Here is a 23,902-nt window from a genome sequence, read left to right as displayed (position 1 = left end):
ACAACAAGACTAGACAGGAGAGAATGTAAGAATGGATTTATTTCGCAAAAAACCGCTAATCGCACCTTCAAACTCCGGTACAACCAAGTTAAACAAAACACTCGGTGCGCTGGATCTAACCATGTTAGGTGTAGGAGCGATTATTGGTACTGGTATTTTTGTAATGACAGGAGTAGCGGCAGCAGAACACGCTGGTCCTGGCCTTGTCATTTCATTCCTGTTAGCCGCGTTTGCCTGCGTGCTGTCAGCCCTTTGTTATTCAGAGTTTGCATCGAGCATCCCAGTCTCCGGAAGTGCCTATGCTTATAGTTATGTAGCTTTTGGAGAATTACTCGCTTGGATTTTGGGCTGGGACCTTGTGTTAGAGTATGGCGTTGCAGCAGCTGCAGTGAGCAGCGGGTGGTCAGGCTATTTACAGGGACTTTTAGAGGGCTTTGGTATCCATATTCCTACAGCACTATCCGGGGCGTATAATGCGGAAGCAGGTACCATTATTAATTTACCAGCAGTAATAATCATTTTACTAATTTCCTACTTACTAACACGGGGAACTAAAGAGACGGCTCGTTTTAATGCGATTATGGTTATTATCAAAATAGCTGTAGTGCTTTTGTTTATCGTAACTGGATTTTTCTATGTTAAACCAGAGAACTGGACTCCATTCCTGCCCTTTGGCTATCAAGGTGTTGTGAACGGTGCGGCAACTGTCTTCTTTGCCTACATAGGTTTTGATGCGTTATCGACTGCTGCAGAAGAAGTAAAGCAGCCTCAGCGCGATTTGCCTATAGGGATTATTTCATCCCTTGCTATATGTTCTGTATTGTATATCCTAGTTTCACTTGTATTAACGGGGATTATACCTTATACGGATCTCAATGTTAGTGATCCCGTTTCTTATGCGCTCCGTGTTGTAAATCAAGATATGATAGCGGGTTTAATCTCTGTTGGAGCTATTGCGGGAATGACCACCGTACTGCTCGTAATGCTGTTCGGTCAAACTAGATTGTTATTTGCAATCTCACGAGATGGTCTTTTACCACGAGGATTGTCTAAGATCAATGCTAAAACACAGACACCTATTCGGAGTACGTGGATGGTTGGGATCATTATAGCTGTATTAACGGGCTTTATTCCATTGGATCGATTGGCTAACTTAACAAGCATTGGAACACTGTTTGCCTTCTTTGTCGTTTCATTGGGGGTAATTGCCCTGCGGGTTATTCATCCTAATATGAAAAGAGGATTCAGAGTACCCTGGGTACCCTTCATTCCATTGCTAAGTGCGGCAACATGCGGATATTTGATGTATAATCTAGGAAGTGAGACATGGATTGGATTTCTGATTTGGACAGGTCTTGGGCTTCTGATCTATTTTCTATACGGCTACCGTAATAGTAAGTTAAATTATAAATAAGATTCCAATTGAGAGGAGAGAGGGCATTGACATCTAGAACCGCTGGATTGAAAACTCTAAGAATGTTTATGATGCTATTTTTTCTAGCGTGGATAGTCTCAGCATGTTCTTCACCACCACCGGAGCCTTCTCCACAGCCACAACCTACAGAAGCACCGGAAGAAGGACAGACGATTACTCTCATTACACCACCTAGTAACAATACTAACAAAGAGAGTGGCCCGAAATATCAGGTTCAAACTCGAATTACGGGTTTTCATCTGCTTAGTGAGACAGAGGGCATGGTATGGGGTGTAACAAAAAATGAACTTCGTTTGTACGTTACCCATAATAACGGGTCGACCTGGGCTAATATCTCTCCTGCACCCAATGTGCAGTTCCTTTCCACACCTGTCTATGGAAAAGGCATCTTTTTCACTGACTCTAATCATGGTTGGATTATAAGAAGTGCCTTTGGTACGACAGAAAATATAGTGTTACGAACCACAGATGGAGGGAAGAGCTGGAAAATCTCTTCATTAGGTGATGATAATAATGTATCTTCCGTTTATTTCAATTCACCAACTCAGGGATGGCTAATGACCTCTGCGAACGCTACTCCTAATAAGGAAAGCAAGGCGATTTATTCAACGACAGACGGTGGGGCCACATGGGAAGAAGTGATGCAGAATGAACAGTATAATCCGAACCTTCCAAATCATTCGATCCCGTTCACAGGAGTAAGTACTGGAATGATCTTCAAGAATCATGTAGAAGGATTTGTGACTTTGCAAACCGGTGCCCTTCCTAAGATCTTTATAACTAAGGACGGCGGGCAGAGTTGGAATCCAGGACAGTCTTTTCTGGTAAATGAACAACTGGAAAGCTGTGACAGAGTCATTACTGGCAAACCAGAGTTCTTCGATGCTAGTAAGACTAATGGTTGGATGTCTGTGGGCTGTCAAAATGATAAAGATAAGACGATTACTTACCACGGTTACTTTACCGCTAATGGTGGAGACAACTGGAAATTCACCCCTTTTGAATTAAAGAGTCCAACCGGAGGGAATCATCAGAGCGCTCCGACATTTCTGGATTCGCAAGTTGGTTGGGCCATTATTGGTGATACTCTTTACCATACCGTTAATCAAGGGAAAACTTGGCTCCCTCTTAAGGAGAGCAGTGTTCTGCAGTCTAAGCTTGAGGAATATCCTGAGACGATTAAGATGCAGTTTATTTCCGCAGAGGTGGGATGGCTTTTGCTTGAGAAAAAAGAACAAAAACGCTCGCTCCTCTTACAAACTACAAATGGTGGGATTAGTTGGCGTGTGATGTAAAGTGAAGCTGTTTCAAAAGTAGTAGATACTACTTTTGAAACAGCTTTCTTTAAAAAATAAACAAGAATGAACTTCCAAATCAATTTGTTTTTGATTGATTGAATATAAGGAAAAAACTTAATTAAAATTTTCTTTAAAGATGTGAAAAAAATCACATTACATTTAAATGATCGTGTGATATATTTAACACATAGAACAAGTTCAAATTTTCACAAACTTAACTTTCGAATAGGAGAGATTACAATGAAAACTTTTGAAACAGATTATATGACAAGAAACCTACTGCAACTTTGCTACAACTGTGATGATGCTCACCTGTGTGAAACGGAAGAACAATGCAGAGCATGCTGGGCAGACAATGGTATGTTAGATGTTGAGACTGATGAAACGAAGCAATTGCTAGACCTCGTTCATGCTTAATCTGAACACTCAATACTATGATTAAAGACCACACGATTTCTTGATTTCTAAGAAAACGAAGTGGTCTTTTTGCATGAAGTCTCACTAATTTAATGCTTTCTGGACTAGAAGAGGCATATACATGTACAGAAGTGCCTGAAGTTAAGCTAAGGGTTGAATTAATGGGTATGAAGGGGGACAATGTCATGGGAATGGGCCCGGATCTTTCATGGATGTTTGATTTCTCTGGAACAGTGATGCCAATATTTCTCATTGTAATGGTTGGTATTCTTGCAGTTTCAGCAGGCAGGGGTTTGCTTCAATGGAGCCGGAACAATAGCTCACCCATGCTAACTATCCCTGCCCGTATCGTCAGCAAACGGAGTGAAATAAGGCAGCAGCAGGTTCAAGAAGATAATGGTTCAAGTCGTACAAGTACAACATACTACTTAACGTACGAATTGAATGGAGGCACTCGAATTGAATTTAAAGTAGATGGCCATGAATATGGAATGAGTGCAGAAGGCGATAAAGGCATGCTTACCTATCAAGGAACTAGATATCACGGATTTGAGCGACAACCACAATACTCCACAGCGGAGTAGTCATTAGCATTCATTCTTAAACCATTCTTCTGTTCTATTCAACGGAGCAGAGGGATGGTTTTTATTTGCGGTCTAATAAGCAACTAGACGGAATGTAAATGGCTTTAAAATTAGGTGGGAACTGTCACCTCTTGGGCTAATGCACATACAATACACCATGCAGTTAAGAACGAGGTTGTTTACGAAGCAACCCCAAGGAGGAGACAGCATGGCCGTCATCAAAACGAACTCGGAAGATGTGAGGGTGCTAGCGCGGTTGATGAGAGCGGAAGCTGAGGAAGATGGAGATCTCGGTATGCTTATGGTTGGCAATGTTGGTGTCAACCGGATTCTTGGCAATTGCCTTGATTTTTTGAACATTCGTACTGTGAATGACATGGTCTATCAAAGTCCGGGAGGATTCGAAGCTCCGCAAAAAAGCTACTTTTATCAACGAGCAAGAGAAGCAGACATCCGTCTTGCTAAACGTGCAATTGCAGGTGAAAGAACTTGGCCAGCGACCAATGCTTTATGGTTCTTCCGTCCTGTAGGAGATTGCCCTCCAACCTGGTATAACCAACAAAACACTGGCCGCTTTAAAGCTCATTGTTTCTTTACTCCGACTGGAGAAGATTGCCCGGCTGTATTTATTGGTAATTAACAGGGTAACTGTGTAAAAGAGAATTACTCATTGTTATGAGTAATTCTCTCAGTAAGCTAGTGTAAAGGTTCTTTTGTATCCAAAGGGAGCAACTGCTCCGATAAATATTTAGGAGGTTTCATTAAATGATCGTTCAACCATACCGTCCCGTTACTTACACTATTGGCAGTGTTTCTTCTTCAGGTATGCAAATGCCAATGTCTACAGGAATGCAAGGCATGCAAGGGATGCAAGGAATGCAAGGCATGGGTAGCATGCCACCACAAGTTAGCAGCGGAAGTCCGATGACACCAGGAGGGGTTGTAGTTCAAAACCCGCCTCAACAGTTTGAACAATCGTATATCGAAAATATTTTCAGACTGAATTTAGGCAAAGTAGGTACATTTTATTTTACTTACGAAAATAACAAAGAGTGGAATGCCAAAGTTTACAAGGGTGTGCTGGAAGCTGCGGGCCGTGACCACATTATTATTAGTGACCCAGTAACTGGTCAACGTACTGTATTACTTATGATTTATTTTGATTATGCTACATTTGATGAGCCCCTTACTTATCAGTACCCTGGTGTGATCGGTAATCCTCCTACAACAAGAAACTGTCGTTAATCAAGGTCTTATATTTGTGTATGAACCCCATCACTTAACCGTGAGGGGGTTTTCTCTATTTATGCTGATATTTTGGAATAATAAGGGGAATAAAGGCCTATTTTTTTTCGAAAGGACACGCATGCTTGCGGTTTGCCCCAATATATTAATATAATAAAGTATATATTCAAAAACGTGATTCTAGACTGGAGATGAAAGCATTGGGAAATTGATACTGAAAGGAACAACTGGCAAGCGATTTGCCAATACTCTTAAAAAACGAAGGAGGTGGGCCTATCCATCCGTACGGAGAATGGTGGATAGGATTATAAATTGAGCGACCCTTTACCCGGTATATTACACGTAGGTCTTATTATTCTGTTGGTATTATTAAATGGATTCTTTGTTTCAGTTGAGTATGCAATGGTGAAAGTACGAAGCGGTAGAATCGATACCCTTATTGAAGAAGGTAGTAAAAAAGCTTTAAAAGCGAGAAGCATTGTACGCAACTTGGAAGGTTATCTATCCGCCTGTCAACTTGGTATTACATTGGCTTCACTTGCGTTAGGATGGTTGGGGCAGCCCGCTATAGCTAACCTTGTTGGGCCCTTATTAGGAAGTATAGGTTTTGGAGTAACCGCTGTTAATGTTGTATCTTTGATTATTGCTCTAATGTTTATCACTATCTTGCATATCGTGCTAGGAGAGCTTGCACCTAAGACTATTGCAGTTAACAAGGCTGAATCTGTCCTTTTGCTAACATCGGGGCCGATGAATGTGTTTTACAAGATCATGTATCCAGTGATTTGGATCGTAAACGGGCTGGCACGTGGTTTATTACGGATCTTCCGTTTATCCCCTGCTTCAGAGCTGGGAACGGCGCATACGGAAGAAGAAATCCGTATTATCATGCAAGAAAGTAATAAAAGCGGCTTTATTGATAATACCGAAATGGCGCTGGTTGACAATATTTTTGAATTTGTGGATACAATGGCCCGCGAGATCATGATTCCTCGAACAGAAATGATCTGCTTGAATAATCATCTTTCAACGGAAGAGAACCTTGAGATTGCTTTTGATGGAATGAGGACGCGTTATCCTGTCTGTGATGGTGATAAGGATCATATCCTTGGCTTCATCCATATCAAGGACTTAATTAGGGATCGTGAACAAAGCTATAATAAATTGATCCGTCCTATACTAACTGTACCAGAATCTATTCAGATTAGTGCTCTGTTGAAAGTCATGCAGCGCGCAAAGACACAAATCGCCATTCTGATTGATGAGTACGGTGGAACATCAGGAATGGTTACGCTGGAAGATATCATGGAGGAGATTGTAGGAGAAATTCAGGATGAGTTCGATGAAGAACGTCCTGGTGTTGAGAAGCTGGGGGAGGATGAACACTCCATCGACGGCTTGATGCTTATTGAAGAGATCAATGATCTTTTGGGGCTCCATATGGATACTGAGGATTATGATACGATAGGCGGTTGGCTGTATTCTAAATTGGAGGTTAATCCACCTCAAAAAGGACAGTCTGTAGAATTTGATGATCATCTGTTTATTGTGGAAGAAACGGATCATAAGCGGATTTCTCGAATTAAACTGCTGAAGTTACAGCTATTGACTGAAGAAGCTGGTGCATAACGAACTTATTAGAATGATTAGGACACAGTGCTATAGTGCTGTGTCTTTTTTTACAGAGTTTTTACAGTATTGTTTGCCAAAAAGAGACTAAAAATTATATAATTTTAAATGTATATGATAAAAACTACATTAGTCCACAGAGGACAGAAAGGAACTCTCCTTGAGTAAACCTAATAAAAGTACAAGCGTTCCCCAGCTTAGCAAACAAGAGAAACGGCGGGTAGAACAGGAGCAGCAAAAGCAGAAGACGAGAATTTTAATTATTAGTTCAATTGCTTTAGTAGTCATTATTTTTGTTGGATTGTTTATGTTAGCTTCGAAAGATGCCACAAAAAATGCCACTTCGGGAGAACCAGTAGCATTCAATTACAGTGAGCTACCTAGAGTTGGTAAAGAGGATGCACCTGTTAAAATTGTTGAATTTGGAGACTTAAAATGTCCAGCGTGTTCCCAATTTGCAACTTCAGTTAAACCGAAAATTGTTCAAGATTTTGTCAACGAGGGAAAAGCAGCGCTCTACTTTGTAAATATGGCTTTCGTTGGTCCAGACTCTGAAACGGCCTCACTTGCTGCATTATCTGTTTATCATCAGAATAATGATGAGTTCTGGAAGTTCTATGATGCTGTATATGCTCAGCAAGGTGATGAAAGTGAAGAATGGGCGACTGAAGATTTCTTAGTAAGCCTTGCGGAGAAAGAGAAGTTAGCTATCGATTACGAACTGCTTCGTAAAGATATTAAGGATCGTACGTATGCAGATGAGCTGAATAAGGGTATGCAGTTAGCTAGTGAAGCTGGGGTGACGACTACACCATCCCTTTACATCAATGGAGTAATGATTGCGGATCCTTTTAACATTGAAGCGATTTCAACTGAAATTAACGACGCCGCAAAAGCTGTGGAGGCAAAGTGACAAAGTTCCTATCTTTTTGCAAGCGTAACTGCCTGTATCTGGCCTGGTTCGTCTCTTTAGTTGCTGTAGCTGGTAGCTTGTATTTGAGCGAAGTATTGAAATATGAACCTTGTAAGCTTTGCTGGTTCCAGCGAATTTTTATGTATCCTCAGTTATTCCTCTTGGGAATTGCGACGTTTCGAGGAGATAAAAGGATTATCCCATATGTACTTCCATTAAGCTTGATTGGTGGCAGTATCTCGATTTATCATTATGCGGAGCAGAAGATTCCTGCGTTAAGTAAAGTGCTTCCTTGTACAATTGGTGTTCCTTGTAATAAGGATTACTTGAACTATTTCGGATTCATTACGATTCCTTTTCTTGCTTTAATCGCGTTTGCTTTAATAAGTATTTTACTTTGGTACGGACGCAAGGAAGAAGAAGTGATGGAATTAGAAACAGAAGAAAGTTTAGGATTTTGATTTTTCAACTTTGAAGGAACGAAAAAATGTGAAAAGTGACTAAAAACACGACCCAGAGGGATAATTGAAGAGAATGAAAGAGAGCATCCAATTAGACGCTGTATTTGCGCTTTTTGGATGTTTTTTCATTCTTTTTTCATTTTTTTCAACGCTTTACTGCATACACTTTGTAGACTAATATTAGACCTTGTGAGAAGTTGAATATGCGCTGAATTTTCTTAGGAAAAACGGGGGAACCAAACTTGGCATATGTGCCAATGGGGTGAATCGGAATAGGTCGATTGGACTTGTACCGTAGGGCTAAACCACAGCCCGAATCCGCCAGCTAACCTCGTAAGCAAGGTGGGATAATGACCATGCATAGCATGCGGATCATTTCCGTATGCTATTTTTTGTGTCTGCATTTATGAAATCCACCAATGAAAACAGCGCGCGGAAATTCCGTTTCAGCTCCCAAAGAAAGGAACTGTATCCACCATGGTAAGCAAGGTAAAACGACTATTGATCGGGCGTCCGATGAAGTCGAACGAACTCGATCATGAAAAGTTATCCAAGGTTAAAGCACTGGCTGTCCTGTCTTCTGATGCGCTCTCGTCTGTAGCCTACGGAACGGAACAAATTCTGATTGTACTGGTGGCTGCGGGGTTTACTGCCATCTGGTATTCCCTGCCAATTGCATTAGCCGTATTGGGCCTGCTGGCCATCCTGATTTTATCCTATCGGCAGACGATCTACGCTTATCCGCAAGGAGGAGGAGCTTACATCGTTGCCAAGAGTAATCTTGGTGTTCCGACAGGGCTTTTAGCAGGAGGGTCTTTGTTAGTGGATTACATTCTGACCGTAGCTGTTAGTGCCTCGGCAGGGACAGATGCGATCACATCAGCGTTTCCAAGTCTTCATAATCACACGGTTCTTATTGCTGTATCCGTAATTATTCTTCTAACATTGATTAATCTTCGCGGAGTTACAGAATCGGCTTCATTTATCGCAATCCCAGTGTATTTGTTTGTGGTGTCGATTGTAGTTTTGATTATCTCCGGTGTTATTAAATATGCAGCAGGTGGCGTACATGCGAATGTCCCTGAAATAGGCAGCGCCGTCTCCAATGTTAGTTTGTTTCTACTATTAAAAGCCTTCAGTTCTGGCTGTTCGGCACTTACGGGTGTAGAGGCTGTATCTAATGCCATTCCAAACTTTAAAGCACCGGCTGAAAAGAATGCAGCCAAGACCTTAATGGTCATGGGGGTTATACTTGGATTTATGTTTACAGGTATCACATTACTGGCCTATTGGTACGGTATAGTGCCTGATGAAAAGGCAACGGTTGTTTCTCAGATCGCTGAATCGACCTTTGGTCGCGGAACTTTATATTTTTTCATTCAAGGGATTACAGCAGTCATTTTATTCTTAGCAGCTAATACAGCTTACTCAGCGTTCCCGCTGCTCGCCTTTATGTTTGCAAAAGATAAATATATGCCACATGCTTTTATGGTTCGTGGTGACCGTCTAGGTTTCTCAAATGGTATTATTTTTCTAGGTGTTCTGTCTGCTGTACTTGTAGCTGCATTTCACGGAAATACAGAAAGCTTGATTCCTCTTTATGCGGTAGGTGTCTTCATTCCGTTCACATTGTCCCAGCTAGGAATGATGGTTCATTGGTTTAAAACCAAACCAGCGGGATGGAAAAAAAGATTTGTTGTAAATACCATCGGTATGCTGACTACATTGACAATTACGCTTATTTTTATCATTACTAAGTTCTCAAGCGTATGGATGGCGTTCATTTTCTTACCTGCTGTAATGTTTGTGTTCCACCGCATTCACAAGCACTATTTGAACACAGCAGATCAGCTTCGTATATGTCCGGCTACGGATAAACCTTTAATTAAAGGAAGTACGGTTGTTGTCCCTGTTGCTGGTGTAACACGTGCTTTACTGCATTCCATCAGCTATGCCAAGTCTCTAACAGATAATGTAGTAGCCGTGTATGTTGGCTTTGATGAAGAGGACATTCAAAAGATGGAGCAACGGTGGGAGGAATGGAATCCGGGTGTACGCCTGATTGTACTTCGTTCCAGATATCGCAGTATTATTCGTCCGTTAGTGAAATTTATTGATACCGTGGAGTGGAAGACCGCAGCGACGGATCATATCACGATTCTGATTCCACAGTTTATAACTAAGCATTGGTGGCAAGCTGTACTTCATAATCAGACCAGCTTTTTAATCCGTTCGTATCTAATGAATTCAAAAGATGTTGTAGTTGCGACTGTCCCCTATCATTTGAATAAATAATGGATTATTAAGGAGAGGCTATATCCGGAACGTTCGGAATATAGTCTCTTTTGTATTTTTTTTGAAGGAAAATGCTGCAAATCAACAAAATTTTAAATTTATAGGTTGACACAGAGAATGAGAATCAATATCATTTAAAAGTGAGACAGAGGTAAACAACACCTTTGAATATCAAAGCAGGTATATATTAGGAGGGTTTTTAATGTTTTCGTTAAACAGAAAAAGATTTGGAAGCATGAAATTGACGATGATCGGACTAATAGTGATGACGCTATTCCTATCCGCTTGCGGTAATAATAATGCTGAAAGTTCATCCAATGCAGGAACTGAGCCTACAACAGCGCCTACTGCAGAAGCTACAGAAGCACCGGCAGCACCAAAAACGTTAACGGATGCGATGGGGCATGAAGTAACGATCCCTGCTAATCCTGGGCGTGTTCTGGGTTCTTATTTGGAAGATTCTTTGGTAACGCTGGGTGTGACTCCAGTAGCCCAATGGTCTGTGCCAAATGGCGTTCAGGATTATCTGGCTGCTGAATTGAAAGATGTCCCTACCATTAGCTACGATCTTCCATTGGAGGCAGTAACCAGCTTCGCTCCGGATCTGATTCTTATCCCATCGGAGTCTTCCGTACAGAATGGTATCTACGACCAATTGAATAAGATTGCACCGACTTATGTGATCGGGGATAAGCTAAATCAAGATTGGCGTAAATCGCTACTCAAGATTGGTGAAATTCTGAACAAAACCCCTGAAGCAGAGAAAGCCATTAAAGATTATGAAGACAAAGCGGCGGCTGCGAAAGAAAAGCTTAAAGGAGCTATTGGTGAAGAGTCCGTGGCGATTTTATGGCTGGTACAAAAAAACTTCTATATTGTAGACGAAACTCGCAGCAGTGGTGCTGTATTATATACAGACCTTGGTGTAAAGCTACCTAACTTAGTAACAGAAATTCCTGTGGGTACAAGAGCTACTTGGAATCCAATTTCGCTGGAGAAGCTTTCTGAGCTGACTGCAGATCATATTATCCTTGTAAATAGTGATAAGACTGAGGGTTCGGAGATTCTGGACAGTGCCATTTGGAAAGGCATCCCGGCTGTAAAAGCTGGTAATGTGCATGAAATGAGCTCAACAAGCAGTTGGCTATACAGTGGTGCGAACGCTGGTGGCAAAATCATTGACGATGTGTTAACAAGTCTTGTGAAATAAAAGTCGTAATTCACCATGAATGAGACTGCTCATTTGGGTGGGGAAGGGCGTGCAGATCAGTATCTTAGATACAAAGATCTGCACCATTTTTTTATAAACTACGCCCATATTACGGGAAAATGGCTCCTGCAATTGTACAACATTAATTTTTTTGCGATAATGAGAATGATTGTTGTTATCATATAGACTATTGTAACTATCGATTAAGGAGACGACTCATGGTTTCACCCTCAGATTTCGCACATCGCAATAAAAATGATACACAAAAAGCTCTACATACCCGTCCGGCAGCTGCAATAGGTATTCTGATTTTTGGACTTGCTGCTATTGCCTTTGGACTGGCACTTTCAGTCTCAGTGGGTGCGGCAAATATCAAGCTAGCTACGGTATGGGAAGCAATATTTCAATTCAATCCAGATATACAGCAACATCAGGTGATTAGAGAACTAAGACTTCCACGCGTGATCGCAGGTGCTTTGGTCGGTGCTTGCTTCGCAGTAGCCGGGGCAATCATGCAGGGGATGACAAGGAACCCACTTGCGGATTCAGGTCTGCTCGGCTTGAATGCGGGAGCGGGTGTAGCGCTTGCTATAGTATTTGCTTTTGCACCTTCGCTCTCCTTCACTACACTTATGTTGTTTTGTTTTATTGGTGCCGCAGTTGCTTCTTTTATCGTATTCGGAATTGGGTCGCTTTCCTTTAATGGCCTGACACCGTTGCGGTTGACACTTGCGGGCTCTGCTGTCAGCGCATTACTAGTTGCTGTTAGCCAGGGCATAGCGATTCTTTTTAACTTATCTCAGGATATTGCTTTTTGGTTAGCTGGTGGAATGGGAGGAGCTAGCTGGACTCAGATCAGAATCATTTTCCCTTGGGTGTTTGTGGCATTAATTGCAGCGATGATGTTATCGCGTTCCGTCACATTGCTCAGTTTAGGTAAGGAAGTGGCCGTTGGTCTGGGGCAGCGGACTCGATTAGTCCAGTTGGCATGTATGATTGTTGTAGTCGTTCTTGCCGGAAGTGCAGTCTCGATGGTTGGCCCGATTGCTTTTATAGGACTAATTATTCCACATGTTACGCGTTATTTCGTGGGGGTAGATTATCGCTGGATTATTCCTTGCTCGGCAGTCCTTGGGAGCTTATTGATTATCTTTGCGGATATCGCCGCGAGAATGATCAACGCACCTTATGAAACGCCGCTAGGCGCTTTAATTGCTATTATCGGGGTACCTTTCTTCATTTACTTGGCGAGTAAGCGGAAGGGGGAACTGTAATGCACAGATTAACCCTTTCTCCAAATGAAAAAGAACGCCGCAAACGCGTGCTTACAGTATTATCGCTCCTAGCTATATTGATCGTCGTCATGTTTATTATCAGTATGAATACAGGGTTTATGCGCCTATCCCCATTGGAGGTATTACATACACTGCTGGGAGATGGAACACATCAGCAAAAGCTTATTTTATTTGATTTTAGATTACCTCGCATCGTAATTTCACTGTTGGTTGGAGCGGGCTTTGCAGTGTCAGGCTGTATCTTACAGAGTCTCGCACGAAATGCACTTGCTGAGCCGGCTACGCTGGGCATAAGTGCGGGTGCAGGTTTTGCGGTAATCATTTTCATCTCGTTTTTTCCGGCTACAACAGCAGCTCCGGTATTCGTCTTGCCGCTCTTAGCGCTTGGAGGGGCTAGCTTAACCGCCGCTTTAATCTATCTTCTCGCTTATCGGAAAGCAGATGGTCTATCTCCAACAAGGTTGATCCTTATCGGGATTGCGGTCGCTGCCGGAATTAATGCTTGCCAGCTTGTGTTGGCACTTCGGCTTGATCCTAATAATTATCAATTTGTAGCGACTTGGATCGCCGGTAAAATATGGGGTGGGGATTGGAGATTTGTCCTTGCTCTGTTACCTTGGATAGTGATTTTGTTACCGTTTGCCTTCTATAAAGCACGGATTCTTAATGTATTGAATCTAGGCGATCATACTTCACTAGGGCTTGGAATGCGAGTGGAGAAGGAGCGTATTCTTCTACTCATGACAGCAGTGGCGCTTGCCGGCTCCTGCGTTGCTGTAAGCGGAGGTATAGGCTTCGTTGGACTGATAGCACCACACTTGGCTCGCAGGCTCGTAGGGCCCCGTCATCAGGTATTATTGCCGGCTAGTGCGTTGACAGGGGCACTCCTTATGATTACTGCCGATACGATCGGCAGATGGGTATTACAACCTGCAGAAGTTCCCACGGGCATTGTGGTTGCAATTATTGGCGCACCTTACTTTTTATATTTACTCGCCAAATCAAAAGCGTGAGTATAGCTCCATACAACGTAGCGCGTGCTTACGAAGCAAAATTTATTATGTAGTTCATTCTAGGAGCATAGCTCCATAAAACTTATAAGGAGTTGTTATCATGTCAGAACGTTTGAATACAGAAGAATTAAGTATTGGGTATGCAGAGGCTACAATTGTTAAAGGATTGAACTTGACTATCCCTACGGGAAAAATCACTGCACTAGTGGGCGCTAACGGCTCCGGTAAATCTACAATCCTCAAAACGATGGCTCGGATCATGAAGCCTAAGAGCGGCAGTGTAATGCTGGACGGCAAATCAATCCATAACTTTTCAACGAAAGAGGTAGCTCGTCAACTTGCGATTTTACCGCAAAACCCAACAGCTCCAGACGGTCTAACGGTTTCTGAGCTTGTCAGCTACGGTCGTTTCCCCCATCAAAAAGGTTTCGGTACAATGACCGCAGAGGATCGCAACATTATCTCGAACGCAATCTCCGTTACGGGGATGGAACCATTCCATGATCGTCCGATTGACCGTCTATCGGGTGGACAACGTCAACGCGCTTGGATCGCTATGGCATTGGCACAAGAGACGGATATTTTGTTCTTAGACGAACCAACAACATTTCTAGATATGGCTCACCAGCTTGAAGTCCTACAGCTTCTGCAAAAGCTGAATGAGGAAGAAGGGCGTACCATTATCATGGTCGTGCATGATTTGAATCATGCTACTCGTTATGCGCAGCATATGGTAGCTATCAAGTCAGGTACTGTGATTAGTGAAGGATCACCTACTGAGGTTATGACCCCAAATGTATTGCGCGAAGTGTTTGGCATTGAAGCAGATATTGTTCCAGATCCACGTACGGGAGTGCCACTGTGCCTTCCTTACGAGCTTGCTGCCTATAAAGCGGTGTAATCATATTCGAGAATCATACAACGAACAGGCTCCCGTCATTGACAAGGGAGCCTGTTCGTTGTTACAGTTGGGGTTGCCTACAAATCCATGATACCACTACTAAAAATAGATTAAGGACCATCATTTATACATGGTTAAAGGAGCATGAAACATGAATATTGACAAAATTCAAAATGACCTAGAGCAGCTAATGACTGCAGGAATTGTGAAGAGTCATGAGAACTTAAAAGATCACGTGTATACCAAAATGGGCGGTAAAGCAGATATTTTGGCAGCACCAGCTACTTATGAGGAAATTCAAAAGATTGTTACATATGCGGAACAGAATGGGATCACCCTTACGGTACTTGGGAACGGTTCGAATGTGATTATCCGCGATGGCGGTGTACGTGGAATCGTTCTGCAGACGGCAGGACTAACGGATGTGGGGATTCGAGACAATCTCTTATATGCGGAGTGCGGCGCTAAGATTATTGATGTTTCCAGATATGCGCTGGATATGGAGCTTACGGGTCTTGAGTTCGCCTGTGGCATTCCAGGAACGGTTGGTGGAGCGTTATACATGAACGCAGGCGCTTACGGCGGAGAAATTAAAGATGTACTGCATAGTGCGCTAGCTATAACTAAGAGCGGGCAATTGGTGACTCTGCAAGGGGATGAGCTGCAATGGGGTTATAGAAAAAGCGTGTTCGCAAGCGGTGAATACATCGTACTTGAGGCCAATTTTGCTATGACTTCAGGTGATGCATTAGCCATCAAGTCGAAAATGGATGAACTTACTTACCTGCGTGAATCCAAGCAACCGCTTGAGTATCCTTCCTGTGGTAGTGTCTTTAAACGTCCTCCAGGTCGGTTTGCAGGTCAGTTAATTCAAGAGAGTGGCTTGCAGGGAACAAGAATCGGTGGTGCTGAGGTATCCAAGAAGCATGCAGGGTTTATTGTAAATGCAGATCATGCAACCGCCAGCGATTACATTGGGCTAATTCACCATGTAAGGGCGACTGTGAAGGATAAATTCGGTGTGGAGCTGGAAACTGAAGTGGAGATCATTGGAGAAGAGTAACTTATTAATCGTATAAATCGAAAGAGCCCCAGATTTACTGCGGGCTCTTTTGCTGTTATTACAACTTGCTTAATTTACTGAGAGGGTATATATAGCTCGATCTGTCGTAATTTCCGCCTTACGATCTCCTATATCCTCAATCCGAAGCCCGTCAATAGCTAAGTCATAGGTGGAGTGTGGTAGCGATACTAGCTCACCATCGGCGTTTAAAGTGCTGCCAAATCCTTTTAATATTATTGCACTCCCTAGATAATCATCGATAACATCCTCCGCACTCCGAAACTCAACGGCCTCTAGATTAAAATGAATTTTATCCAGATCACGAAGCTCTTTCTTTTCAATTACAATAGTTTCATTCACATGACTGTTAATCCAGTCCATAACTTTCTGTATACTTTGTTCCATTAGATGAGCCCACCTTTACCTCGAAGATTATTAAGTTTAAGTTACCCTTTTCTTAGGATTTGAATCCATATTTCTGCTATATTAGAACGAATTACTTTTGCTGTGAAAAAGGGCGAGGCCTTTGGGTTTCTAGGTCCCAAGGGTGTTGGGAACACAACAACAATGTGCATGATGACAGGTCTACTTCAGTCTACAAGCGGAGAAATTTTAATTAATGGCATGAATATTTCACATCATAAAAAGAAATTCATGCTCAAATTGGTGTTGTTTTCGAGCTTCCGAATCTATACATGCGTAGTTCTATTCGAAATAATCTGGACCTGTTCGCTGATCTGTATAGGGTAGCAGGAAATCGAGTGAATGAAGTCATGTAAACTCCAACTGTTTGACAAGGGAAAAGCTAAGGCAAAGCGTAGAACTTGTCAGGAGCAGGCTACCCATGGTATAGTTCAAGACGCAATATGCTTAAAGAAGAAGTCTGCACGGATGATGCAGGAGAGGTTCGCGAACTCCCTCTATAAAAAACTAAGAGTATATTAAATCATATAAGCGGATGCGCTCCTTTACCGGGACGTTGCTTCCGTTTCTTCTTAGTGGAGCCAAGTTTTCGAAATCTCGTTCTTCTTTCCATTACCGGCCAAGGCCGAAGGAAAAGAGAGGGGTTTTTTGTCGTGTCAGAAGGAAGAATGAAAAAGGAAATGCAAGAGGTTACTTTGCTTGGGAATCAGGGAACGCAGTACCAGTTTGGTTATGATCCAGATATTCTAGAGGTATTTGATAACAAACATCCTGGGCGTGATTATTTTGTTAAATTCAACTGCCCTGAGTTCACAAGCTTATGTCCTGTAACAGGCCAGCCGGATTTTGCTACATTGTATATTTCATATATTCCTGAGCAGAAAATGGTGGAATCCAAATCATTAAAGCTATATTTGTTTAGCTTCCGTAACCATGGTGACTTTCATGAGGACTGTGTCAACATTATTATGAATGATCTGATCGCACTGATGGACCCTCGTTACATTGAGGTGTGGGGGAAGTTCACTCCGCGTGGAGGCATCTCTATTGACCCTTATTGCAACTATGGAAGACCGGGTACGAAGTATGAAGCGATAGCGGAGCACCGCTTAATCAATCATGACCTCTATCCGGAAAAAGTGGACAACCGCTAATCCCAATAAGTTGATAAGGAGAGATTTAGATGAATAAGAAAGCACTCGTCGTATTCAGCGGCGGACAAGATAGCACCACTTGCCTGGTATGGGCTTTGAAGCAATTTGAGGAAGTGCAGGTTGTTACCTTCAATTATAATCAGCGGCATGCGGCCGAAATCGAAGTGGCTACAGAAATAGCGGCTAAGTTTAATGTACAACAGCATATCCTAGATCTTGGGCTGCTGAATCAGCTGGCACCCAATGCACTAACCCGCCAAGATATTGATATCGTTGCTGGCGAAGGCGATGAGCTTCCTAGCACGTTTGTAGACGGACGGAATCTGTTGTTTTTATCTTTTGCGGCAATATTAGCTAAACAGCTGGATTACTCCCATATCGTTACGGGTGTCTGCCAAACGGACTTTAGCGGGTATCCGGACTGCCGTGATGTATTTGTGAAATCATTAAATGTTACGCTGAATTTATCTATGGACTATGAGTTTGCAGTACACACTCCACTGATGTGGCTGGATAAAAAAGAAACATGGAAGATGGCCGATGAACTGGGCTATTTTGATTATGTTCGTGAACACACATTAACCTGTTACAACGGCATAATTGGGAGTGGCTGTGGAACTTGTCCAGCTTGTCTTTTACGTCAGCGTGGTCTTGAACAGTATGAGGCAGAAAGAACGGAGGTTAGTTCTTAATGCTAAACGAGGTTTCAGTCTGCAAAATATTCACGTTCGACGCGGCGCATCAATTAGTGGGCCACAAGGGGAAATGCAGCAATCTGCATGGACATACTTATAAGCTTGAAGTAGTGCTCAAGGGTAAACCTATGACCGCGGAAGGCCATTCGGATGAAGGGTTTGTTATTGATTTCAGCGATATCAAAATGACAGTACAACAAAGCCTTGTAGATCGTTTAGATCACGCTTTTCTCGCTATGGGGAATGAACCTGTATTAGAGACGTTAGTGAATACTGGCTCCAAAGTAGCTTTATTGTCTTTCCGCACCACGGTTGAGAATATGTCCTCCTATATTGCCTATAAGCTGAAGCAAGCGGGGCTGCCACTCTACGCTGTAAAGCTGTGGGAGACACCAACCTCCTGGGCAGAGGTACTGGCTGAAGATATCCCTGAGGATGGGCCGTCTTACCGCTTGTATGGAGGCTGTGACTGTGAGTAAGATTCCCGTAATTGAAATGTTTGGTCCGACCATTCAAGGGGAAGGTGCGGTGATTGGTGTAAAGACGATGTTTGTCCGCACCTATGGCTGCGATTATCGCTGTGGCTGGTGTGACTCCTCCTTCACTTGGGATGGCACGGTGAAAGACAAGGTTCGTATGATGACCTCGGATGAAATTATGAATGAACTTTTAGCTATAGCTGGAGATAATTTCGATTGTGTTACGATTTCCGGCGGTAATCCTGCTTTAATTGGTGATGGGATGGGCACTTTTATTAACCAGCTTCATGAGCGAGGGAAACAAGCGGCTATAGAAACTCAGGGCAGTAAATGGCAGGACTGGTTCAATGATGTGGATGTGCTGACCATCAGTCCGAAACCACCAAGCTCAGGGATGACGACAAATTGGGAGATGCTAGATACCATCATGCGTAAGATGGAGAATCCGGGCCGTTCTACACTTAGCCTGAAAGTCGTTGTGTTTGATGACAAAGATTTTGATTATGCAAAAGACGTTCACCAGCGATATCCCAATGTGCCGCTCTTCCTGCAGCCTGGGAATGATGATGTCACTGAAGAAGGAGACATTTCTGCTCGACTTTTGGGAAGGCTGGAGTGGCTGTTTAATAAAGTGATCATGGATTCAGAAATGAATAGAGTGCGAGTACTTCCACAGTTGCATGCTTTGATCTGGCATAATAAACGCGGTAAGTAAAAAGGATTGTAATGATGTGGGTGTCTGCTTAGCAGATGCCCTTTTTTTGTTGATTGGAGTCTTTAAATAGGTAGATAGAGTGTCCCATAATCTGGTATTATTTTTGTAAAAGCTCTAGGAGGTTATCCACTTGGAAAATTCAACTGCACTATTAATTATTGATGTTCAAGAAGCTATGTTCTCCTACCCTGATCAAAAGCTGTACGATGAAGAGGGGGTGATGGAGAGAATTATTTCCCTTCAGCACAAAGCTAGGGTGGCAGGCATTCCAATTGTTTATGTCCAACATACAGAAGATGAGGAATATACAAAAGGAACGCCCACGTGGCAGATTAGTCATCGTATCACACCGCAGGAAGGCGAAGTTATTGTGGAGAAGCCTACTTGGGATGCTTTTCACCGAACCGTACTGCAAGATGAGCTACAGAAGCTGGGGATCACGAATCTGGTGATTTGTGGAATGCAAAGTGAGTTCTGTCTAGATACGACGATAAGACGCGCATACAGCATGGGCTATAAAAGTGTATTGGTTTCAGACGCTCATAGCACCTTTGATAACAAAATGCTGAATAGTGAACAGATCGTTAAGCATCATAATGCACTGCTTGGAGGGAGATTCGCCCAGTTACGAGCTGAAAGCGAGGTTCAGTTCTAGATGAATACCCCTCAGGCTGCCATGAAACCTATTCAGCGTTCTCGACTTAGACTATTTGCCGGAAAGCGATATTTTATTTACAAAAGATATCTGAAATGGTGTACTAGCCGAAGCAAGGTGGCGAAGCAACGCACTAGTGAAGTTTTATCTAATGAAGTGATGACGCATGCTACACCGTTATTAAGAAGTCTACGGAATGTAGATATGGTGCTTCAATACAATAAAATAACCAATTTACGTCTGGCGATAGCGAAACTGGATGGACTTATGGTGCGGCCGGGGGAGACTTTTTCTTACTGGAGAAGCATTGGAAAGCCCACGAAGCGAAAAGGGTATCTGGAGGGAATGGTGCTGCATTATGGTGGGTTCCATTCCGGGGTTGGCGGAGGCTTATGCCAGCTGTCCAATCTGATCTACTGGATGACACTGCATACACCTCTTACGGTTACGGAACGGCATCGGCACAGCTATGATGTATTTCCAGATGAACAGCGTATACAGCCATTTGGAAGCGGGGCCACCTGTTCTTATAATTATTTGGACCTTCAAGTGAAGAATAATACGAATCAAGCCTATCAATTAAAGCTCTGGCTGGATGACAGCCATTTACATGGGGAATGGAGATGCGAGGAGCAATCCCTTTATAAATATGAAGTATACGAAAGTGATCACCGAATTAGTCTAGAACCTTGGGGAGGCTATATACGCAGTAACAAGATTAGTCGAAAAGTATATACACGTACCGGCGACCTAATTGGAGATGAAGATGTAACCGATAATTATGCGCTTATGATGTATTCCCCGCTTCTTCATGGATAAGAAGATAGGTCTTAGGGTTATAACATAGATGATGTTATCGTTACACCCTTTGCCATACTCTAAAGGAGCGGATGAACAGTATGAAGGCACTAACCTACCAAGGGAAGAAAAAAGTTAAGGTTAAAGAGGTAGCTGATCCGAAGCTTGAGAAAAAGGACGATATTATCGTTCGGATTACAACTACAGCGATTTGTGGCTCAGATCTACACATCTATAACGGTGAGATTCCAGGTATGCATGATGATTATATTATCGGTCATGAGCCTATGGGGATTGTTGAAGAAATTGGCCCTGACGTAACTAAAGTCAAGAAAGGCGATCGTGTCATTATTCCCTTTAATGTGGCCTGTGGCCAGTGTTTCTTTTGCCAGCATGAGATGGAGAGCCAATGTGACAATTCTAATGATGCTAAGGACACAGGTGGCTACCTAGGTTATTCTGATACTTATGGTGGCTTTGCTGGAGGGCAGTCCGAGTTGCTGCGGGTACCTTATGGTAATTTCGGCCCCTTTGTGGTTCCTGAGGATGCAGAAATGGAAGATGAGAAAATTCTTTTCTTATCAGATATTGTACCTACAGCCTGGTGGGGAGTAGAAAGCGGAGGCGTGAAGCCAGGGGATACAGTTATTGTTCTTGGCTGTGGACCTGTTGGTCTGTTAACTCAAAAATTCGCCTGGATGAAAGGTGCTTCTAGAGTCATAGCTGTTGACCATGTTGGTTACAGGCTGCAGCATGCGAAGCAAACCAATAAGGTTGAAATTTATAATTTTGAAGAGATCAAGGATATTGAGGCGCATTTGAAGGAGATTACTCATGGGGGAGCAGACGTAGTTATTGATTGCGTAGGTTTGGATGCCAAAATATCTGCTTTGGAAAAAGTGGAAACCACACTGAAGCTACAAGGCGGCTCACTCAGCGCATTTAGGATGGCCTCGGATATTGTGCGTAAATTCGGAACCATTCAGCTGGTAGGGGTTTATGGGCTTAATTACAATATGTTCCCGCTGGGTCATCTATTTGAACGTAATATTACTTTAAAGATGGGACAAGCCCCAGTTATTCACTATATGCCTTTGCTTTATAAGATGATTAAAGAGAATAAATTTGATCCTACAGATATCATTACGCATCGCCTGCCAATCAGTAAAGCAGAGCATGGCTATGACGTTTTTAGTGAGAAAAAAGAGAATTGTATCAAGGTTGTTCTAAAGCCGTAACCTTATAGAAGCATGAGCTCTCGTCAGAAATGACGTGGCTTATGCTTTTTTTAGTGAAATCTAATGAAAATAGATGCATTTTTTTACGGTCTGCGTTAAATTAACATAAGTGACTTTAGATATTGAAAGGACGCGTACCATGTGAATCTTAAAAAACCGCCACTTCCTATTCCAATATTAATGTTGATTGGGATTGTGGCCATCTCATTTTCTGCTATTTTTATTAAATGGTCTGCAGCACCAGCGTCTATTCAAGGCATGTATCGGCTGTTATTCACCTCGCTATTGATGTTGCCTTTTGCACGACCATACAGTGGAGCAGCGGTTGCGCTTCGTAAAAAGGACTGGATCATGTTAGTGCTCTCAGGCACTATGCTTGCTCTACATTTTTTGCTTTGGATGGGCTCTTTGAAGTATACTTCGGTAGCTAGTTCAACGATGATTATGGCGCTGGAGCCCGTATTTATTATGCTGGGCGTTTATTTTTTGTATAAGGAAAAAACGGCTGCGTCTGCTATTCTGGGACTGAGTATTGCTATTGGTGGTGTAGTATTTATCGGCTGGGGAGATATTGGAATCTCTGCGAATAATCTTAAAGGCGATTTGTTATCGGTTGGAGGTACTGTAGCGGTAGCTGTGCATATGCTTATCGGTCAAAAGCTAGTGGTGCGTATGCCTTCCTATTTGTATAGCTTGATAGTCTTCTTGTCAGCAGCTGGCGTGTTTGCCATATACAATCTGTTCATGGGGATTTCCTTCTTTAATTATCCTGCGAATGAGTGGGGGATTTTCATATTGCTAGCTGTGGTACCCACGGTATTTGGGCATATTTTATTTAATTGGCTACTTCAGTATGTATCCGCAACTACGGTATCCATGAACATCTTAGGAGAACCCGTGGGTGCTAGCATCCTAGCTTTTCTGCTCTTAGGTGAACAATTAACAGCGCTGCAATGGGCTGGTGGACTGTTAGTCATGTTTGGACTCGGTGTATATTTGTACGCTGGAAGAAAGAAAACTATTCGGGTGGCAGATACCATTCAGAATGCTTCATAACAGATATTTTAATCATAAAGGGGTCACAAGGAATGGAAGAACAAGATCACAATGTAGAACTACCTTCTGGAAAAGGCACAGGGCCAACCAGTGAGGAACTATGGAACGAAGACACATACACAGCTTGGGTTACTCGATTTGGTACACCTTCAGAAGCAGCAGCCAAATTAATCAAGGAACCAAGTGCGAAGCTGTACCCGCTCTCTTCTTATTTTGGAGAAGTAAAGGGTAAAAAGATGATGAATCTCATGGGATCAAATGGCATGAAGGCCGTCGCTTTGTCTTTACTTGGAGCGGACGTAACCGTTGCCGATTTCTCGGAAGCAAATGCGCGTTATGCCGCTGATCTCGCACAAGAAGCGGGTGTTCAGCTTACCTACATCGTATCAGATGTTCTTAAGCTTCCAGATCACGTCCTAGATGGTTCATATGACATCGTATTTGCTGAGTTAGGAATCATGCACTACTTTACCGATCTTGCACCGTTTATGGAAACCGTCCGTCGTTTACTTTCTCCTGGCGGGATTTTTGTTCTGCGTGATTTCCATCCAGTGACAACTAAGCTTATAACCTCGAAGGGATCTACGGCTAAGATTCGCAAGCACAAAGTTAGTGGGGATTATTTCGATACAACATTGGAAGAAAAGAAGGTCTCGTATTCTAAGTATTTGCCTTCCACAGGCAAACCTGTAGGCGAACAGGAACATAGCGTTGTCTATTGGCGCCGCTGGACGCTTGGAGAAATCGTTACAGCCGCTGCTAGTTCTGGACTTGTGATCCGCCAATTGGCCGAAGAGCCCAATCTATCCTCGGATGTTTTTGATAAAGGAATCCCAAAGACGTACACCTTGGTGGCTGGAAAGGGTTTGAATTAATAATTCTTATAAAAGACTGCATCGTCCATGAAAAGACGGTGCAGTCTTTTTTGCT

The 23,902-nt window shown here is 42.8% G+C and carries 26 protein-coding genes and 2 riboswitches; of the genes, 25 read left to right on the top strand and 1 reads right to left on the bottom strand.

Annotation, left to right across the window (positions count from 1 at the left end):
• The first annotated feature begins 31 nt into the window (after positions 1-31).
• From MHB64_RS16430 to murB, 15 genes are all read left to right on the top strand, one after another.
• Positions 32-1,414 (top strand): amino acid permease, encoded by a 1,383-nt coding sequence (locus MHB64_RS16430; RefSeq protein WP_341134902.1) that lies wholly within the window; start codon positions 32-34, stop codon positions 1,412-1,414.
• A gap of 62 nt (positions 1,415-1,476) precedes the next feature.
• Complete coding sequence (locus tag MHB64_RS16425; protein ID WP_341134901.1) at positions 1,477-2,730, top strand: WD40/YVTN/BNR-like repeat-containing protein; 1,254 nt, start codon at positions 1,477-1,479, stop codon at positions 2,728-2,730.
• Between the two features lie 243 nt (positions 2,731-2,973).
• Positions 2,974-3,150 (top strand): hypothetical protein, encoded by a 177-nt coding sequence (locus MHB64_RS16420; protein WP_179085723.1) that lies wholly within the window; start codon positions 2,974-2,976, stop codon positions 3,148-3,150.
• Between the two features lie 191 nt (positions 3,151-3,341).
• Entirely contained in the window at positions 3,342-3,734 is a 393-nt protein-coding gene (locus MHB64_RS16415) for a DUF2500 domain-containing protein (protein ID WP_280786342.1), read from the top strand.
• A gap of 208 nt (positions 3,735-3,942) precedes the next feature.
• Positions 3,943-4,374, top strand: coding sequence for a cell wall hydrolase (locus tag MHB64_RS16410; protein ID WP_094869125.1), 432 nt, complete (start codon positions 3,943-3,945; stop codon positions 4,372-4,374).
• Between the two features lie 125 nt (positions 4,375-4,499).
• The gene (gerQ, locus tag MHB64_RS16405) at positions 4,500-4,979 is read left to right on the top strand and encodes a spore coat protein GerQ (RefSeq protein WP_094875742.1); all 480 of its coding nucleotides are present in this window, start codon (positions 4,500-4,502) and stop codon (positions 4,977-4,979) included.
• Positions 4,980-5,291: 312 nt separating this feature from the next.
• The gene (locus tag MHB64_RS16400) at positions 5,292-6,608 is read left to right on the top strand and encodes a hemolysin family protein (protein ID WP_094869124.1); all 1,317 of its coding nucleotides are present in this window, start codon (positions 5,292-5,294) and stop codon (positions 6,606-6,608) included.
• A 160-nt stretch (positions 6,609-6,768) separates the two neighbouring features.
• Positions 6,769-7,521, top strand: coding sequence for a DsbA family protein (locus tag MHB64_RS16395; protein WP_280786320.1), 753 nt, complete (start codon positions 6,769-6,771; stop codon positions 7,519-7,521).
• Entirely contained in the window at positions 7,518-7,982 is a 465-nt protein-coding gene (locus MHB64_RS16390; protein ID WP_094869122.1) for a disulfide oxidoreductase, read from the top strand. The genes MHB64_RS16395 and MHB64_RS16390 overlap by 4 nt, the downstream gene beginning before the upstream one ends.
• A gap of 196 nt (positions 7,983-8,178) precedes the next feature.
• A riboswitch (cyclic di-AMP (ydaO/yuaA leader) is annotated at positions 8,179-8,336 on the top strand.
• A 123-nt stretch (positions 8,337-8,459) separates the two neighbouring features.
• Entirely contained in the window at positions 8,460-10,277 is a 1,818-nt protein-coding gene (locus MHB64_RS16385; protein WP_341134900.1) for an APC family permease, read from the top strand.
• Positions 10,278-10,479: 202 nt separating this feature from the next.
• A complete protein-coding gene (locus tag MHB64_RS16380) occupies positions 10,480-11,487 on the top strand; it encodes an ABC transporter substrate-binding protein (RefSeq protein WP_094869120.1) in 1,008 nt (335 codons plus the stop codon).
• 218 nt (positions 11,488-11,705) lie between these two features.
• Positions 11,706-12,761, top strand: a complete 1,056-nt coding sequence (locus tag MHB64_RS16375) for a FecCD family ABC transporter permease (protein WP_341134899.1) — start codon at positions 11,706-11,708, stop codon at positions 12,759-12,761.
• Positions 12,761-13,795 carry a FecCD family ABC transporter permease gene (locus MHB64_RS16370; RefSeq protein WP_094869118.1) on the top strand — a complete coding sequence of 345 codons (1,035 nt, stop codon included), beginning with the start codon at positions 12,761-12,763 and terminating at the stop codon, positions 13,793-13,795. The genes MHB64_RS16375 and MHB64_RS16370 overlap by 1 nt, the downstream gene beginning before the upstream one ends.
• Positions 13,796-13,895: 100 nt before the next feature.
• Entirely contained in the window at positions 13,896-14,696 is an 801-nt protein-coding gene (locus tag MHB64_RS16365) for an ABC transporter ATP-binding protein (RefSeq protein WP_094869117.1), read from the top strand.
• 151 nt (positions 14,697-14,847) lie between these two features.
• Complete coding sequence (gene murB / locus MHB64_RS16360; protein WP_094875749.1) at positions 14,848-15,759, top strand: UDP-N-acetylmuramate dehydrogenase; 912 nt, start codon at positions 14,848-14,850, stop codon at positions 15,757-15,759.
• A 69-nt stretch (positions 15,760-15,828) separates the two neighbouring features.
• Here murB and MHB64_RS16355 read toward each other — a convergent pair whose 3' ends face one another.
• On the bottom strand, positions 15,829-16,164 hold the full coding sequence (locus MHB64_RS16355) for a hypothetical protein (protein ID WP_094875750.1): 336 nt from the start codon (positions 16,162-16,164) through the stop codon (positions 15,829-15,831).
• Between the two features lie 63 nt (positions 16,165-16,227).
• Here MHB64_RS16355 and MHB64_RS16350 point away from each other — a divergent pair, with 63 nt between their 5' ends.
• The 10 genes from MHB64_RS16350 to MHB64_RS16305 all read left to right on the top strand — a co-directional run bounded on the left by MHB64_RS16350 (position 16,228) and on the right by MHB64_RS16305 (position 23,847).
• On the top strand, positions 16,228-16,509 hold the full coding sequence (locus tag MHB64_RS16350) for an ATP-binding cassette domain-containing protein (RefSeq protein WP_341136090.1): 282 nt from the start codon (positions 16,228-16,230) through the stop codon (positions 16,507-16,509).
• Between the two features lie 146 nt (positions 16,510-16,655).
• Positions 16,656-16,699, top strand: a riboswitch (PreQ1 riboswitch).
• Positions 16,700-16,850: 151 nt separating this feature from the next.
• Complete coding sequence (queF, locus tag MHB64_RS16345; RefSeq protein WP_341136089.1) at positions 16,851-17,336, top strand: preQ(1) synthase; 486 nt, start codon at positions 16,851-16,853, stop codon at positions 17,334-17,336.
• Positions 17,337-17,365: 29 nt separating this feature from the next.
• The gene (gene queC, locus MHB64_RS16340) at positions 17,366-18,028 is read left to right on the top strand and encodes a 7-cyano-7-deazaguanine synthase QueC (RefSeq protein ID WP_094869114.1); all 663 of its coding nucleotides are present in this window, start codon (positions 17,366-17,368) and stop codon (positions 18,026-18,028) included.
• The gene (locus MHB64_RS16335; protein WP_094869113.1) at positions 18,028-18,510 is read left to right on the top strand and encodes a 6-pyruvoyl trahydropterin synthase family protein; all 483 of its coding nucleotides are present in this window, start codon (positions 18,028-18,030) and stop codon (positions 18,508-18,510) included. The genes queC and MHB64_RS16335 overlap by 1 nt, the downstream gene beginning before the upstream one ends.
• Positions 18,503-19,225, top strand: coding sequence for a 7-carboxy-7-deazaguanine synthase QueE (gene queE, locus MHB64_RS16330; RefSeq protein WP_341134898.1), 723 nt, complete (start codon positions 18,503-18,505; stop codon positions 19,223-19,225). The genes MHB64_RS16335 and queE overlap by 8 nt, the downstream gene beginning before the upstream one ends.
• Positions 19,226-19,355: 130 nt before the next feature.
• Positions 19,356-19,880, top strand: a complete 525-nt coding sequence (locus MHB64_RS16325; RefSeq protein ID WP_341134897.1) for a cysteine hydrolase family protein — start codon at positions 19,356-19,358, stop codon at positions 19,878-19,880.
• Positions 19,881-20,699, top strand: coding sequence for a VanW family protein (locus MHB64_RS16320; RefSeq protein WP_341134896.1), 819 nt, complete (start codon positions 19,881-19,883; stop codon positions 20,697-20,699).
• Positions 20,700-20,779: 80 nt separating this feature from the next.
• The gene (locus tag MHB64_RS16315) at positions 20,780-21,916 is read left to right on the top strand and encodes a zinc-dependent alcohol dehydrogenase (protein WP_094869110.1); all 1,137 of its coding nucleotides are present in this window, start codon (positions 20,780-20,782) and stop codon (positions 21,914-21,916) included.
• Positions 21,917-22,057: 141 nt separating this feature from the next.
• Positions 22,058-22,972 carry a DMT family transporter gene (locus MHB64_RS16310; protein ID WP_341134895.1) on the top strand — a complete coding sequence of 305 codons (915 nt, stop codon included), beginning with the start codon at positions 22,058-22,060 and terminating at the stop codon, positions 22,970-22,972.
• Between the two features lie 32 nt (positions 22,973-23,004).
• Positions 23,005-23,847, top strand: a complete 843-nt coding sequence (locus MHB64_RS16305) for a class I SAM-dependent methyltransferase (RefSeq protein WP_341134894.1) — start codon at positions 23,005-23,007, stop codon at positions 23,845-23,847.
• Positions 23,848-23,902 lie beyond the last annotated feature (55 nt).

Source organism: Paenibacillus sp. FSL K6-2859 (assembly GCF_038008265.1).
In the GTDB taxonomy this organism is placed as follows: domain Bacteria; phylum Bacillota; class Bacilli; order Paenibacillales; family Paenibacillaceae; genus Paenibacillus_AQ; species Paenibacillus_AQ nitricinens.
Note: the sequence above shows the minus strand (reverse complement) of the source record. Positions and strands in the feature narration are given on the sequence as shown.